The following is a 14,338-nucleotide window of genomic DNA, read 5'->3' on the forward strand; positions in this document are numbered from 1 at the left end:
CGCCTTTTATTTAGATAAACTTATTGAATTATTGCAAGATCCATGCAAACAGACTTTGGATCGCTGTATCCATCACGAAAAACATTAGTCCGAAGATGATCGATGTCTCGATAACGACTAGTGTATCTTTACGTAATTGTTTTTTACTTGGCCAAGTCACTTGTTTCATTTCATCTTTTACACTTTTAAGAAATTTCATCGTAAGCCTCCTCCTTGTTATTTTGTCTCTTTATGTAATGTGTATTGATTACAATATTTACAAAATTTGTTGATTTCCAAACGCTCGCCGCTTTTTCCTTCACTAATCGACTTAGTATAGTTTCGAGAACCACAAACGGAACATGCTAATGCCGCTTTTTTCTTTGCCATCCGTTTCCCCTCCTCACTGAAAACCAAATTTATACCATACTACATTATCATGTAAATTATTTTATGTCAATTAGTGATCATACGCTCTACTGTTTTTATTTTAGTTATGATATGATTACTTAAAGGATTTTAAAAATGAATAATCTGGAGGTATGACTATGCTATTAAAAACTCTTGTTTACAAGAAAAAAGATTTGACTACCGTCTCTGAGACAAGCAACTTGGAAGAAGCACTAGAAATTTTAGAAACATCCGGTTACCGTTGTGTACCGATTCTTGATACTTCCGGAAATATTTTCCGTGGGAATATTTATAAAATGCACATCTATCGTCACAAAGCAAATGGCGGCGATATGACTTTACCAGTCACTCATCTATTGAAAAACGCAACAAAATTCATTTATTTAGATACTTCTTTCTTTAAAGTATTCTTTACGATCAAAGAGCTTCCATACATTGCTGTACTTGATAGCCAAAACCATTTCTATGGGATTTTGACACACAGTACCTTACTTGGTATGTTGTCTCAGTCTTGGAGCGTAGAACAAGGAAGCTACGTCTTGACGATTGCTTCGACAGGTAAACAAGGTGACTTAGCGGCGATTTCAAAAATCATCGCAAAATATAGTAGCATTGCTAGTTGTATCACTTTGGATATCGAAAAAGATGAATACATCCGTCGTACCTTGATCACTCTACCAGCTCATACAGAAAAAAGTGTCTGTGATTCGATCGTCAATCACTTAGAAAAGAAAAATTACAAAGTGATCGAAATTGAAAATTTACAAGATACTGATAAATAAAAACCTGTTTAGTGGTTGATATTTACTAACTATTTTTCGAAAAATCATATTTCAAAAAAGCCAGAAATCCCAAAATCATTTACGACTTTTGGAATTCCTGGCTTTTTTACTCGATTAAAAACAATCATACACGATCGTTGAATTTCACTGCTTGGTCTAGATAATACATCAATGGCGCAGAAACAGCCATCACGATAAATTCACTTAACGCAAGTGTACCATACGTTGTCCAAAACGCTTGACCGCCAGTTGGTACTAACATATAAGCAATCATAAACATACTGATTGTAAAGAACGCTGTATTTAATGCTAAGCGCACTTTGACATTTTTCACTTTATTTTGGATAAGTGCCGTTAGCCCTAATGCAAGTAGTGTTTGACCACCACCGAAAATCACATCCATGACACCAAAACCATAAATGGCATTATAAACAATCACGCCACCTAAGACACCCCATAATAATTTTCGATTGAATACAACTAAATGATTCAAACTTTCTGAAATACGAAATTGGATTGGCCCCGAAGACACAGGTGCTACCAAAATCGTTAACGCTAGATATAAGGCCATGATCAGCCCATTAATAACGACTACCATCAGTCGTTGCCTACTCTTTGTTCTCTCCATATTCTATTCCTCATTTCTCCTAGTTTTGTTAATGCGGGATGGTTGATGAACCGCAAGGCGTATTATAACATAACAATTCTAGATTACAACCTTCCCTCCACCCCACCATTTCAGCATTTTTACCTTACCCTGAAAAGATTGTTATAAAAAATAAAAGAAATAAAAACAAGCAAGACACCTCGAGTAGTTAGCGCAAGACCTTATTGAACAGCCTCGTTGAGAGATTGAGGCTTGATAGATAAAGGAATCGCACTCTTCTTATCAAAAAAATGAGTGTCGCTGTTGACTAATACTCTCCAGACAATTCTTTGTTTCTATCTTTTACCTACGTTTTTTCGTTTGTTCTTTATTGTATTTTCTAACTTAACTTCTTTTTCATTTCCCCAAACCTCTGCTATAATAACCAAGATTGTAATTCTTTTGACAATAATGACGAGATGCTTTGTTGAACCTTCAGTGGTTGACTCTATTATTCAACCACTGCTTACTCAGGGTGAGACGATTTAGTAAAGCATCGCTGATCTATTTACATGACTAAAACCACAAGTATTCACAGCTGTTGATTAAATCTGACACTGCTTGCTCTCCTTTTGACTATGTCGCCTTGCTATCGTATGTTAATGAGAACTCATGAAGGAGCCCGACAAGACTTGTTTTCTCAACTCAGGTACACGATACTTTGGTGCATTCCAGGAGGAAAAAATGAATTTTCATTATCACCTATTAATCAACCAAGCTGCTGGTAGCGGAAACGGAAAGAAAACAGCGGATAAGATTTTACCAATTTTGGATCAAAAGAAACTTTCCTATACGGTTCACTATAGTGAATATAAAGGGCACGATGCCCTTATAGCGGAACATTTAGCCGAAGATACCCTCATTGAATGGGAAGAGGATATCGATGCTGATACTATCGGATGGTACCCACTTCTCATCGTCATTGGAGGAGATGGTACGCTTCATCAAGTCCTGAATACGTTTCATCATTTATGTGTATCTTTTCCTGTCGGCTTCATACCAGCCGGCTCAGGCAATGACTTTGCTCGTGGAATTGGGTTAAGTAGAGATCCAGAAAAAGCTTTAGAAACGATTTTAGCAACCAAAGAACCACAAAAAATAAATGTGTTGCATTATGAAGAAAAAGTAAACGATCGCGAAGGGCTGGCACTCAATAATTTCGGGATTGGTTTAGATGCAGCAATCGTTCATACTACGAATCATTCCAATGCAAAAAAACGATTGAATAAGTATAATTTAGGCTCGCTTTCTTATATTTTTTCTTTACTATATGCTCTTTTCTCACAAAAAGGCTTTCCGATTCTTGTAGATATTGGTGGGAAACGTGTGAATTTTAAAAAAGCCTTTCTATGTACGGCAACTAATCATCCTTATTTTGGTGGAGGAGTATCGATTGTTCCTACTGCAGATGTGACCAAGCCAACTATCGACTTCGTGGTTGTTGAACGAGTAAATCTATTTAAAATCGCTTGGTTGCTTCTTTTATTATTACAGAAGAAACAAATGCACTCGAAGTATTTCCATCACTATACAACAAGCAAACTTCGAATTGTTTCTACTATTCCCCAATATGGTCAAGAAGATGGGGAAGATTTAGAAAAACAATCGTTTGATTTACAACTAACAAATAAAACACAGTTATTGTGGTGTGAAAAAATAGTAATGAGGGATGAACAGTCAGCCTCTTGATCTGTGGAAGTTCTTCAGATGGAGCATCTACCTTTCCAATGAAAAGACACCCGAAACGTTAGCGTTTCGGGTGTCTTTTCTGGGCTGATACTTCACACTTCCAACTGATGTTGCCTGTTTATGGTCGAATGTTCTCCATACCGATCATTGGATCAATCCATTGCTGTTCCACAGCTTCGGTTGTGAGAATGTAATTATCAGGTAATTTTGGCGTTTCAGCTTCTTTCACTTCATTTTTTTCTTCTTCGATGGCAAAAAGCGAAACTTCCTGCGCTTGGTCAGTTGCCTCTTTACGGTCCTCTATTTGTTTTGTTGGCTCAGACACTTGTTCAATGGCTGCCGAATACGTTCCTTCTTCAAATGGATCATCACCTGTCAAGGAATCTTCATAAGCGGCTAATTTCGTACGCAGATTAAGAGTCATTTCGTTATCTTCGATCCGCTTCTTCAGTGTCGTCAATCGAACAGCGGATTCGTTTTTTGCACATGTCAAATATGCTTGCTCTTCCCCTAACAAAATCAATAATTCCTTACTACGAGTAACCGCTGTATACAACAGATTCCTTTGGAGCATTCGTTGGTATTGATGAACCATCGGCAAAATCACCATCTTAAACTCGCTACCTTGGGATTTATGGATCGAGCAACAATAAGACAGGGTGATCTTATTCCATTCATTTCGTTTGTAACTCACTTCATTGGCATCAAATTGGATGACGAGTTCGTCCACCTTATCTTCCGAATCTTTTGCTAAAACAATTCCCGTGATTACCCCCATGTCACCATTGAACACATTTAATTCTGGCGTATTGACCAAATGGAGTACTTTATCCCCAATTCGATAAACTGTATCATTCCAGTGAACTTCTTTCCGATTCCCACCGCCTGGATTGAAAATATTTTGCATCATTTTATTCAAGGCATCGATACCAGCTGCACCGCGATACATCGGTGCCAACACCTGAATATCTTGTGCAGTAAATCCTTTGTTTTTCGCCTTTTCCACGATTTTAGAAATCAATGGTTCGATTTGATACGCATCACTTGCAAAGAAAGAGCGATCCTTTTGATTTTTCGTAAAATCTGCTGGCAATCTTCCTTCTTTGATCTCATGAGCCAAAGGAATGATACTTGAGCCATCGCCTTGACGATAGATCTGATTCAATTCGATTTTAGGGATTTGATCGATTTCTAATAGATCATGCAAGACTTGCCCAGGACCTACTGATGGTAGCTGATCCTTGTCCCCTACTAAGATCACTTGCATATTCGTAGGGATCGCCTTGAACAGTGTATTGGCCAACCATGTATCAACCATCGACATTTCATCGACGATCAATAAGCCACCGTCTAATTCCTTCGTGCTGATTGAAGGGGTTTTCTCACGACCATTCAAACCTAAAAGCCGGTGGATCGTACTAGCTGGCAAGCCAGTCGTTTCATTCATCCGTTTAGCAGCCCGTCCTGTGGGTGCAGCTAAGAGGATCGGAAAAATCTCTTGTGTATATTTCGTCGGATCAAGATCTAAGCCGTTTAACTCTGCAAACAGATGAACGATGCCATTGATCACTGTAGTTTTTCCAGTTCCTGGACCACCAGTCAAGATAAATAGTGGTGAGCGAATCGCTTCAGAAATCGCTTCTTCTTGTGAATCCCCATACTGGATACCAAACATTTTCTCAATTCGTCGAATATTCTTTTTAATTTCTTTTGGTTCGTACTTGATTTCCTTTTTTCGACTCAACAAGCGTTGGATCGAATTGCCAATCCCCCATTCAGAAAAATACAAACTATTTTCATATAGATTCGTTTCTTCTTGTTGGATCTTTCCCTCTTCCACTAACTGAATAATGACAGTCGCTACTTGATCCGGTTCGATTTCGATTGGACGACTTGATTCCAAGATTTTGATCGTCTGCTGCAATAAAGATTCAGCAGGCACATAGGTATCACCGGTTTGGATCGCCTGTTGGAAAATCTGGTGCAAGATCGCTGCTCTGATGCGTCGTGGCGAGTCAGCAGCAATGCCGATTTGTTCAGCTAAGTTATCTGCACGTTTAAAGCCGATTCCTTCAATCTCTTCGACTAATTGGTAAGGATTTTCTTGAATGATATCCAACGCTTCATTTTTGTAAGCTTGATAGATACTAAAGGCTAATTGACTCCCAAATCCGTAACGGTTCAACCCCATGATCACTTGATCCATTCCATGATTCAAACGGATCGTTTCAGCAATCATTTCTCTTTTTGGCTTCGTTAAACCTGAAATCTGTTGCAATTGCGCAGGATCTTCGATGATTTTTTCAATCGCATCTTCACCAAGCAGTTCCACGATTTTCTCTGCGGTTTTTTTTCCGATACCGGGAAACTTGTCACTTGATAGGTAGTTGACGATCCCGTTGGCTGTCGTCGGCTTTTCCTGTTCGTAACGCTCTACCTTCAACTGTCTGCCATATTTAGGATGATCAACTAGCTCACCATAAAAACGATACACTTCGTTCTCTTGGATATCGCCAAAACTACCAGTTGCGACAATTTCTTTTTCCCGATAATCAACACTTGTTTCACTGACTTGGATGAGCAATACTTTATAAAAATTACTAGGATTTTGAAAAAAGATAGCGGCAACTGTGCCGACAAAATAAGGCATTTCTTCTGGCTCCATCGAGGCCGCCTCCTTTATTTATAGTAAAGGCTCTGGCTGTCCATTACCTAAAAAATCCACCTGATTCCATACTTTAAGGTCATATGGTAACAGATTGTTTGGTTCTCCTGTTTCTAAAATCGTCAAGCTACTATTGAATAAACCGCCCATTTCTCGTAACTGACCTAATTCTTTACCAGTCATCCACTGGATCGCAGCAGTTAAAGAGGCACCATGCCCTACAAATAGAATAGGCCCTTGATGTTGACAGACTGCATCCGCAACAACGGCTTCGATTCGCGTGATTGCTTCGGTGATCGGCTCTCCTTCAAAAGGTGTTGGATCATATTTATCTAAATGATTTCGTAAATTAGGTAAGTTCTCTGGAAATTTTTTGTACATCTCTTCGATCGACTGTCCTTCCAGTTTTCCTAAACCTAATTCTCTTAATTTATCTGTATAAATGATTTCTGTCGGATGGTCCAATTCTTGATTGATCCCTTTTGCTGTATCTCTTGCACGTTTTGCCGTACTGCAATAAATAGCTTCAAAAGGAACAGACTTGACCATTTGGCCGAATGTCTTGATCTCCTCATAGCTTTGAGGTAACAACGGTGAGTCTCCTTGGCTTCCTTGAAAGCGTCTTTCAAGATTCCATTCCGTTTTACCATGTCTTGTAAAGTATAGTTCCATAGATGTTAGACTCCTCACTCCGTACTTGTATATATATACTATCATATAGGATTTTCCTGTTGGACCGTGTAGAAAAGCTTGTTTCTAAAAAATAGAGGCTTTCGCCAATTGAATATCGCTAAAAATCGACTGTAAAAAAACTGTGCTATCGTTTATGTAGTCTTGTTTTCGATCAGCGATGTTCACGAAATATACTTCATCCACACCCTCGATCAAGGAAATGCAAAAGGAAGCTCCTACTCTATCAAAACGAAGGTTGAGCAGCAAGAGAAACTATTTTCTCAACTTCGTCTTCTTAATAGGAGCGAAACCTCTCTTTACAACCTTTAGTCTAGCTTATCATTTTCGTAATGATGTGTTAACTCTAAATTTGGGAAACCTTGTTGACGCAATGCCTCATACACGATCATTGCCGCTGTATTCGATAGATTCAATGAACGGACGTGTGTATCATTCATAGGGATACGTAAGCATTTTTCTTCATGCTCGCGCATAAAGGGTTCCGGTAATCCAGTTGTTTCTTTCCCAAACAAAAAGAAATGCTCTTCGCCATCTGCAAAGTTTTCATCACTGTATACTTTATTCGCAAATTTGGAGATCAAATGTAACTTTCTATCGCCTAAGTAAGCCATAAATGCTGGTAGATCTGCATGATACGTGATATCCACATCATGCCAATAATCAAGCCCCGCTCGTTTCAGCTGTTTATCATCTGTTGAAAATCCTAGTGGTTCGATCAAGTGTAACGGTGTGTTGGTCGCTGCACATGTTCGTGCAATGTTTCCTGTGTTTGCAGGAATCAAAGGTTCAAATAAAACGATGTGGTTCATACTATTCATCCTCTCATGTATATGTGAAATCCATTTTAGACTAAATCTTAATTTTTGCATAAAAAAAAACGTATCAACTCGGTGTCAGTCACTGCGAGTCGTTACGTTAGTGAAGCTCTTTTCACTATCTTTTATCAGAACAGGAACCTGATAAAAACCAATGAAAAAACAACTTGTTGCTACTATATCACCATTAAACGCTTTTTGCAACCTTAACTCTATAATATTCTTATTGGAATCGTTTTCTCTTATTTCCTTTTAACAATTCTACGTCAATTGTAATTTTTCTAAGGGGTTCTTCCATCAGAGCCTCTTTTATTTCTTTTGCTACTTGCCATTCCAGTGGCGACATTGCCAAGAGATCACGGCGATTTTCTTCAGGAATCGTAAATTCATACGTCACACGTTGACGTTCCACTGACGCCATTGATTCCATGAATTTGTCAACAACACGTTCGTTAGAATAATGGTGTTTTTCTGGCTGATCTGGATAAAAAGCTTGGCGTAATTCTTTTAAATAGCCTGATTGTGGAACGACTTTTAATACCATGCCGTCATCTGCAAGTACTCGCTGAAACTCTTGATAGTGAGAAGGCGAGAAAATATTCAATATCGTCGAAAATTGTTGATCCGCAAAAGGCAAATTCGTTAAATCCGCGACACACCAAAATGCTTGCATCGGCTGTTCAGTGGCTGCATAGACACCTTCTTTCGCGATATCAAAGCCAATTGCTTGTTTTAATGGTTGTAATTGATCGATGGCCGCCAAAAAGCTCCCTTCTCCACAACCGACATCTAGAACAGTCGCATCACTTGGTAGATGCTTAGCTAACTGTTCGATCAATGGTTGATACATACCTGATTGGATCATTCGTCTTCTTGGAGCAAACATACCTTGATCATATTCGGTTTTGATTGCGTGAGATAAAAAATACAACGTTCCCTTTTTAGATAAATCAAAACGATGATTCTTTTGGCAAATAAGCCCATTCGTGGTCGATAAAAAGGATGCTTGACATAACGGACAGCGGAACATTTGGGCATTCTCTGATAAAAATAGTCGACTCTGGTCTATTTTCTTTAACATAGTGATTATTCATTCCTTTAAAATACGTAGTGAGATAGTCATATAAAGATAAAAAACTTTCTTTAAAAACATTCGTTATCCGATGTTGCCTATCATGCTATCCCCTTCATCTTACCGTTTGAAGAGCGCTTTAGCAACTGTAAAAACTATGGTATAATTTCAACAAAAGTAGACATAATAAAGGAGCAAGAATATGATCAAAGAATTTTGTGCGGAGAATTATACATCGATCCCGTTAGCCATCGCAAATGGAGCCAATCGGATCGAATTATGTGACAACCTAGCAGTAGGTGGCACTACACCAAGTACTGGTGTCATTGAAGAAGTATTGAGCTACGCTAATGAAAAAAGTGTACCTGTCATGACGATCATCCGACCACGTGGTGGCGATTTTGTTTATAATGATATCGAATTGAAAATCATGCACACTGACTTGATTGAAGCCAAAAAACTAGGAACTGATGGTGTAGTGATCGGTTGCTTGACTCCTTCTGGTTGGTTAGATGAAGAAGCACTGGAAGTCTTGATCGACTCCGCAGAAGGCCTACAGATCACCTTCCACATGGCGTTTGATGCGATTCCTCAAGAACGTCAATACGAAGCCATCGATTGGTTGGTTGAACATGGCGTTCATCGTATCTTGACACATGGCGGTGTTGCCGGTACAAACATCGAAGATAATTTTGCACACTTAAAACAGTTGATCGCTCATGCAGACGGTCGAATCATCATTTTACCTGGTGGTGGTATCACTTCAGAAAATGCACAAGTAGTTGCTGATGCTTTAGGAGTCCACGAAGTCCACGGCACCAAAATCGTTCCTTTATCTGAATAAACAAAAATAAGAGGTCGGGACAGAAGTGTTCAGCCTCGAGAAATAAGGCGCCATCCACGAAAATTGTTCTTCAAATTTTTGTGGATGGCGCCTTATTTCCGAAGAGGTTACTTCTGTTCCCGCCGTTTATTCGGTTTTAGGTGGTACAGAGGACTAATGTCCCAGACACTATTTTAGCTCTATTATCTTACATAAAATACCTCATAAACAACGAAGCGATATTGAAATAGATCAATACACTGGTCAAGTCACTCAAGGTCGTAATAAATGGCCCGCTGGCAACGGCAGGGTCAAAGCCTAAACGATCCATCAACATCGGGATCAAACTTCCCGCAAGATTTGCCACTGTGATCGCAAATAGCATCGCAATACCAATAACAAAGCCTAGAATAAAGTTCTGCTTCCAAAATCCTACGATCAAGAAGATCGTTAGGCCAGTCACAGCGCCGGTCACTAAACCCGTCAATACTTCCGCCACGATCAACCGAACAAAGCCCTGATCTTTTTCATCTGGAATCGCTAGGCGACGTACAGCGACCGCTAACGATTGTGTACCGGCGTTTCCAGCCGTCCCTGTGATCAAAGAAATAAAGACAGCTAAAATACTTGCTTCACTGACCAATTCTTCATAATGACTGATCAAAGAGGCAGTTGACATACCTAAAAATAATAAAGTGATCAACCAAGGTAAGCGGCGAGAAGCTGATTTTACTGGATTCTCATTGATTTCTTCGACGTTGACCCCCGCCAATCCAGAATAGTCACTCGCGGCTTCATCATCGATAACGTCAATGATATCATCGACAGTCACGATCCCTAATAAATGATCATCATAATCCGTGACAGGCAACGCAAGAAAGTCGTAGTCACGGAAAGTTTGTGCCACATCTTCTTGGTCATCGCCTACGTGAACAGATAATACCCGTTCACTCATCAAATCAGAGATCATCGCATCATCATCATTGACGATCAAATCACGCAACGAGATAACCCCAACAAGTTGATTGTCCTGATTGACTACATAAATGTAATAGATCGTTTCTGCCACATCTGCTTCATTTTTCAAGACATACATCGCCGAACGAACGGTTTGGTTCGCAACGATCGAAATAAATTCGGTCGTCATGATCGCCCCAGCCGTTTCATCTTCATAATGCAAGAGGTCTTTGATCTCGCTCGCATCTTCTGCTGCCATCAAGCTAAGATATTTCGCCACTTGTTTCTTATCTAATGTATTCAACAAATCGACCGCGTTATCGGTATACATCTCTGAGAGCATTTCCGCAGCATAACTAGGACGCATTTCTGCTAAATATTCCTTCATATATTCGTTATCTTCTTCAATGACATCGAACATATCCGCCAATTCCTTTGGCGAAAGATAGGTATAAATCTGTTGACGATCTGCTTCCTTAAGGGATTGATAGAATTGCCCCTGTTCGTAGATATGCATCTCCAAGAAGTTATTTCTAAAATCTTGAATATTGTTTTCTCTTAGATCTTGAGCTAACTGGGCAAATCTTTCCTCTAATTCTTGATTTTCGTCCAAACCAATCTCACCTCACCTTAATCTTCAAATCGTTTCACTATTGTTGCCATATCTTTTGCTAAAGGCTGTTTGAATGCTAATAATTTTTCTGTAAACGGATGATAGAACTGTAAGTCATAACAATGCAACGCCTGTCTAGCTATGTCTTGATCCATCCTTCCCCCATACATGTCATCGCCTAAAAGAGGACACCCGATCGCAGAAAAATGCACTCTGATCTGATGTGTGCGCCCCGTATGCAATTGGATATCAACGAGTGCAATCTCTGCTGATCTGTTTTCTAACCAGTATTCCGTTTGCGCACTTTTCCCCGTAGAAGAAACTTTACGTTTTAATAATGATGTCATATCACGAGCAATTGGTAAATCGATCTGCCCATGCGCTTTCAACGTAGCCACATCGCCACTGACCAAGGCTTGATATTTTTTGACGAACTTCTTTTCGCGAAGCTGTACGTCCAATTTTGCATGCGCAAAACCATGCTTTGCAAAAAGCATCAATCCTGAAGTATCTCGATCTAGTCTAGTCACTACGTGGATCACCTGATTTTCATAGCCTTGTTGTTTATAATAAGCTTTCACTCGATTCGCCATCGTACCGGTAGGATGGTATTGTGCCGGTATCGAGGATACTCCAGCTGGTTTATTGACGACTAAGAGGTGTTCATCTTCATAAACGATCTCGATCGGTGTTTCGTCTAAAAGAACCGTTTCATGCTCGCCTTCTGCTGGAATCACAATGGTTACCTTATCATTTTGAGCCAAAGAAAACAAGACGTTCTCAACCTGATCATTGACCATGATCGTGCCGCCTTGAAACTTGATTTTCGCTAGTAGCCCTTTTGAGATCCCTTTTTCTTTTAAAAAATATTTTACTTGTTGCGCTTGCTCTTTTTCATAGATCCATGTAAACTCCATTGCTAAACCTCACCAATAAAGGCATCTTTCACACGGTGCCAAAAATGCATATGTCGATAAGAAGCAAAGTGGATTCTTTCTTCTGCAATCCGATAATAAATGGCTCGTATATTATTTTTTGAAACGTCCAATTGATCAATCGTCACCAAATAATCTGCGGTATTCTCTAAACGAATTTCCACCCATTCATCTTGAGCAATGACCATCGGCGCACCTAGCGTACGAAAAACGCGGTTATTCAATGAAGCAATCTCTGCTAATTGAAATGCATTGATACTTGGATGGATCACAGCCCCACCAACACTCTTATTATAAGCAGTCGATCCGGTAGGCGTAGATAATGCCAAACCATCACCACGGAAGCTTTCAAATAGTTCGTTTTTGATATACACATCTGCTACCATCGTTCGGTTAGAACGCTTGATTGTCGACTCGTTCAAAGCAAAAAAATGTTGATCAGGCTTATCATCTAAATAGCTGATTCGAACGTCCAGCAACGGGTAGCTGACACTTTGCTCACGATTAGTTTTCAGGCTATCGACTAGTTCTTCTAATTCATAGTCCCGCCAGTCCGTATAAAAGCCTAGATGCCCTGTATGGACGCCTAAAAAACGCACATCGTTCAAAGCATGGCTAAATTGATGGAACGCTGCTAATAGCGTCCCATCCCCACCAACTGAAATCACTAACTCTGGCTGTTGATCGTCGATTTTGATATTTGCTTGAGCCAAAAGATTTTTCAATCGTTCGGTGACTGCTAATGTTTTGGGCTCCTTGTTATGAACGATCGCTACCTTCATCTTTTGCCTCCTCATGTTTATTCTCTTGATTGATCAATGAGCGATAATAGGCATCTTCAGATTTGCCTCTGCCATGTGAGAATAACCGTTGTGCTTCTTGGATTTCTTCACGAATATTCGACATTTCTTCGTCGAGTTGATACGCGGCTTCCGCTGCACGTTGTAATCGTTCACTCATTTCTTCCGGAAATACACCTTGATATTTATAATTCAACGAATGTTCGATCGTTGCCCAAAAGTTCATCGCTAACGTTCGAATTTGAATTTCTGCTAAAATTTTCTTTTCACCACTGATCAATTGGACTGGATATTCGATCACTAAATGATACGAGCGATACCCACTCGCTTTTTTATTGGTGATATAATCTCGCTCTTGTAATACTTTCATGTCTTTTCGGTTACGGATGATCTCAACCACCTGATGGATATCTTCTACAAATTGACACATGATTCTTAGCCCAGCAATGTCTGACATTTCTTCCTCTAAACGCGCCATTGGGATATGACGCAATTGAGACTTGGTAACGATGCTTTCTACCGGTTTGACCCGCCCCGTCACAAACTCGATTGGGACATGGCGATTTTGTTCTCTAAATTGTTTACGTATTCCTCTTAGTTTTACTTTTAATTCTGATACTGTTTGTTCGTAAGGTGCTAAAAACTCTTCCCAGTCTCGTTCCATAATCTATACCTCTACTTTGTTAACATTCATAGATATTCTAACATATAAACATAGTTTTTTTGCACCTTCTGTCTTTGAAGTTGACCAAAAACAAAAAATTAGGCAAAATAAAAGAAAAGGGGCGAAGCCAATGACTGAAATGTTAGAGATCGAATTTAAAACATTGCTAGCTAAGGAAGATTACACGCGTTTGCTTTCGCACTATCAACTTACAACGGAATCCTTCCATATCCAAACCAATATTTATTATGACACGCCTGATTTCCAATTAAAACAGCGTGGTTGTGGCTTACGTATCCGCTTATTAGATACCTATGCGGAGTACACGTTAAAAACGCCAGCTGCAGAAGGAAAATTGGAAACAACAGACACCTATACGCTCCAAGAAGCCACTAAAATGATCGAGGATCAGACACTGCCACGAACGGGCGCTGTTTTAGAAAAACTTCATGAGCTATCGATCGACTCCAATCAATTGTTCGAAATCGGAGAACTGACGACTAAGCGTGTTGAATTTCCTATTGATGAAGGCTTGTTAGCCATTGACGAAAGTTGGGGGGAACAACTTCACGACTATGAATTAGAATTAGAAGTCACTGATGCTGCCAGTGGAAAAGTAGCATTTGAGCGCTTCCTTCAACGTCAAGGAATTCCTTATCATCCTTCAAAAAATAAAATCCAACGAATGTTTGAGGCCAAAAATTAGAACTCTATCATTTTCATAAGGCTCATGAGTTCATTTTTTCGGGATTTTCTGGTAAGTTATACGTTGTGAATATTATTCATGATTTGCA

General features: G+C 39.5%; 14 protein-coding genes and 1 pseudogene. 4 read left to right on the top strand and 11 right to left on the bottom strand.

From position 1 onward, the window contains the following. Positions 1-28: 28 nt before the first annotated feature. Positions 29-199, bottom strand: a complete 171-nt coding sequence (gene secE / locus IGK01_RS12130) for a preprotein translocase subunit SecE (RefSeq protein ID WP_034687112.1) — start codon at positions 197-199, stop codon at positions 29-31. Positions 200-216: 17 nt separating this feature from the next. After that, positions 217-369 carry a 50S ribosomal protein L33 gene (gene rpmG / locus IGK01_RS12135; RefSeq protein ID WP_005878997.1) on the bottom strand — a complete coding sequence of 51 codons (153 nt, stop codon included), beginning with the start codon at positions 367-369 and terminating at the stop codon, positions 217-219. Between the two features lie 158 nt (positions 370-527). Here rpmG and cbpA point away from each other — a divergent pair, with 158 nt between their 5' ends. Continuing rightward, on the top strand, positions 528-1,172 hold the full coding sequence (cbpA, locus tag IGK01_RS12140; protein WP_010734268.1) for a cyclic di-AMP binding protein CbpA: 645 nt from the start codon (positions 528-530) through the stop codon (positions 1,170-1,172). 124 nt (positions 1,173-1,296) lie between these two features. Here cbpA and IGK01_RS12145 read toward each other — a convergent pair whose 3' ends face one another. Continuing rightward, positions 1,297-1,800: a QueT transporter family protein gene (locus IGK01_RS12145; RefSeq protein WP_019722317.1), complete on the bottom strand. Its 504-nt coding sequence runs from the start codon at positions 1,798-1,800 to the stop codon at positions 1,297-1,299. Positions 1,801-2,502: 702 nt separating this feature from the next. Between IGK01_RS12145 and IGK01_RS12150 the strand changes: the two genes are divergently transcribed. Beyond that, positions 2,503-3,507, top strand: a complete 1,005-nt coding sequence (locus IGK01_RS12150) for a diacylglycerol/lipid kinase family protein (protein WP_438840789.1) — start codon at positions 2,503-2,505, stop codon at positions 3,505-3,507. A 342-nt stretch (positions 3,508-3,849) separates the two neighbouring features. Here the strand turns inward: IGK01_RS12150 and recD2 are convergent. The 4 genes and pseudogenes from recD2 to IGK01_RS12170 form a co-directional block, all read right to left on the bottom strand. Beyond that, a pseudogene (recD2, locus tag IGK01_RS12155) lies at positions 3,850-6,172 on the bottom strand (SF1B family DNA helicase RecD2); the annotation flags it as partial. A gap of 18 nt (positions 6,173-6,190) precedes the next feature. Then, entirely contained in the window at positions 6,191-6,844 is a 654-nt protein-coding gene (locus tag IGK01_RS12160) for a histidine phosphatase family protein (RefSeq protein ID WP_010734264.1), read from the bottom strand. 326 nt (positions 6,845-7,170) lie between these two features. Continuing rightward, on the bottom strand, positions 7,171-7,674 hold the full coding sequence (locus IGK01_RS12165; RefSeq protein WP_010734263.1) for a tRNA (cytidine(34)-2'-O)-methyltransferase: 504 nt from the start codon (positions 7,672-7,674) through the stop codon (positions 7,171-7,173). Positions 7,675-7,903: 229 nt separating this feature from the next. Next, positions 7,904-8,761 (bottom strand): methyltransferase domain-containing protein, encoded by an 858-nt coding sequence (locus IGK01_RS12170; protein WP_041684305.1) that lies wholly within the window; start codon positions 8,759-8,761, stop codon positions 7,904-7,906. Positions 8,762-8,954: 193 nt separating this feature from the next. Between IGK01_RS12170 and IGK01_RS12175 the strand changes: the two genes are divergently transcribed. Further along, the gene (locus IGK01_RS12175) at positions 8,955-9,596 is read left to right on the top strand and encodes a copper homeostasis protein CutC (protein WP_023520410.1); all 642 of its coding nucleotides are present in this window, start codon (positions 8,955-8,957) and stop codon (positions 9,594-9,596) included. A 187-nt stretch (positions 9,597-9,783) separates the two neighbouring features. Here IGK01_RS12175 and mgtE read toward each other — a convergent pair whose 3' ends face one another. The 4 genes from mgtE to IGK01_RS12195 are packed head-to-tail and all read right to left on the bottom strand — an operon-like array spanning position 9,784 to position 13,544. Further along, positions 9,784-11,145 carry a magnesium transporter gene (mgtE, locus tag IGK01_RS12180; RefSeq protein WP_409173617.1) on the bottom strand — a complete coding sequence of 454 codons (1,362 nt, stop codon included), beginning with the start codon at positions 11,143-11,145 and terminating at the stop codon, positions 9,784-9,786. Positions 11,146-11,162: 17 nt separating this feature from the next. Continuing rightward, on the bottom strand, positions 11,163-12,062 hold the full coding sequence (locus IGK01_RS12185) for an RluA family pseudouridine synthase (RefSeq protein WP_010734259.1): 900 nt from the start codon (positions 12,060-12,062) through the stop codon (positions 11,163-11,165). Between the two features lie 2 nt (positions 12,063-12,064). Next, positions 12,065-12,862: an NAD kinase gene (locus tag IGK01_RS12190; protein WP_010734258.1), complete on the bottom strand. Its 798-nt coding sequence runs from the start codon at positions 12,860-12,862 to the stop codon at positions 12,065-12,067. After that, positions 12,840-13,544: a GTP pyrophosphokinase gene (locus IGK01_RS12195; RefSeq protein WP_019722324.1), complete on the bottom strand. Its 705-nt coding sequence runs from the start codon at positions 13,542-13,544 to the stop codon at positions 12,840-12,842. The genes IGK01_RS12190 and IGK01_RS12195 overlap by 23 nt, the downstream gene beginning before the upstream one ends. Positions 13,545-13,674: 130 nt before the next feature. Between IGK01_RS12195 and IGK01_RS12200 the strand changes: the two genes are divergently transcribed. Continuing rightward, complete coding sequence (locus IGK01_RS12200) at positions 13,675-14,250, top strand: CYTH domain-containing protein (protein ID WP_010734256.1); 576 nt, start codon at positions 13,675-13,677, stop codon at positions 14,248-14,250. Positions 14,251-14,338: the final 88 nt, after the last annotated feature.

Origin of the sequence: Enterococcus sp. AZ080, assembly GCF_051714945.1 — a bacterium.
In the GTDB taxonomy this organism is placed as follows: Bacteria; Bacillota; Bacilli; order Lactobacillales; family Enterococcaceae; genus Enterococcus_B; species Enterococcus_B pernyi.

Bases quoted from the DNA above. Each gene is read 5' to 3' on its own strand.
- secE (WP_034687112.1), bottom strand. From the start codon at position 199: ATGAAATTTCTTAAAAGTGTAAAAGATGAAATGAAACAAGTGACTTGG.
- rpmG (WP_005878997.1), bottom strand. From the start codon at position 369: ATGGCAAAGAAAAAAGCGGCATTAGCATGTTCCGTTTGTGGTTCTCGA.
- cbpA (WP_010734268.1), top strand. From the start codon at position 528: ATGCTATTAAAAACTCTTGTTTACAAGAAAAAAGATTTGACTACCGTC.
- IGK01_RS12145 (WP_019722317.1), bottom strand. From the start codon at position 1,800: ATGGAGAGAACAAAGAGTAGGCAACGACTGATGGTAGTCGTTATTAAT.
- IGK01_RS12150 (WP_438840789.1), top strand. From the start codon at position 2,503: ATGAATTTTCATTATCACCTATTAATCAACCAAGCTGCTGGTAGCGGA.
- IGK01_RS12160 (WP_010734264.1), bottom strand. From the start codon at position 6,844: ATGGAACTATACTTTACAAGACATGGTAAAACGGAATGGAATCTTGAA.
- IGK01_RS12165 (WP_010734263.1), bottom strand. From the start codon at position 7,674: ATGAACCACATCGTTTTATTTGAACCTTTGATTCCTGCAAACACAGGA.
- IGK01_RS12170 (WP_041684305.1), bottom strand. From the start codon at position 8,761: ATGTTAAAGAAAATAGACCAGAGTCGACTATTTTTATCAGAGAATGCC.
- IGK01_RS12175 (WP_023520410.1), top strand. From the start codon at position 8,955: ATGATCAAAGAATTTTGTGCGGAGAATTATACATCGATCCCGTTAGCC.
- IGK01_RS12185 (WP_010734259.1), bottom strand. From the start codon at position 12,062: ATGGAGTTTACATGGATCTATGAAAAAGAGCAAGCGCAACAAGTAAAA.
- IGK01_RS12190 (WP_010734258.1), bottom strand. From the start codon at position 12,862: ATGAAGGTAGCGATCGTTCATAACAAGGAGCCCAAAACATTAGCAGTC.
- IGK01_RS12195 (WP_019722324.1), bottom strand. From the start codon at position 13,544: ATGGAACGAGACTGGGAAGAGTTTTTAGCACCTTACGAACAAACAGTA.
- IGK01_RS12200 (WP_010734256.1), top strand. From the start codon at position 13,675: ATGACTGAAATGTTAGAGATCGAATTTAAAACATTGCTAGCTAAGGAA.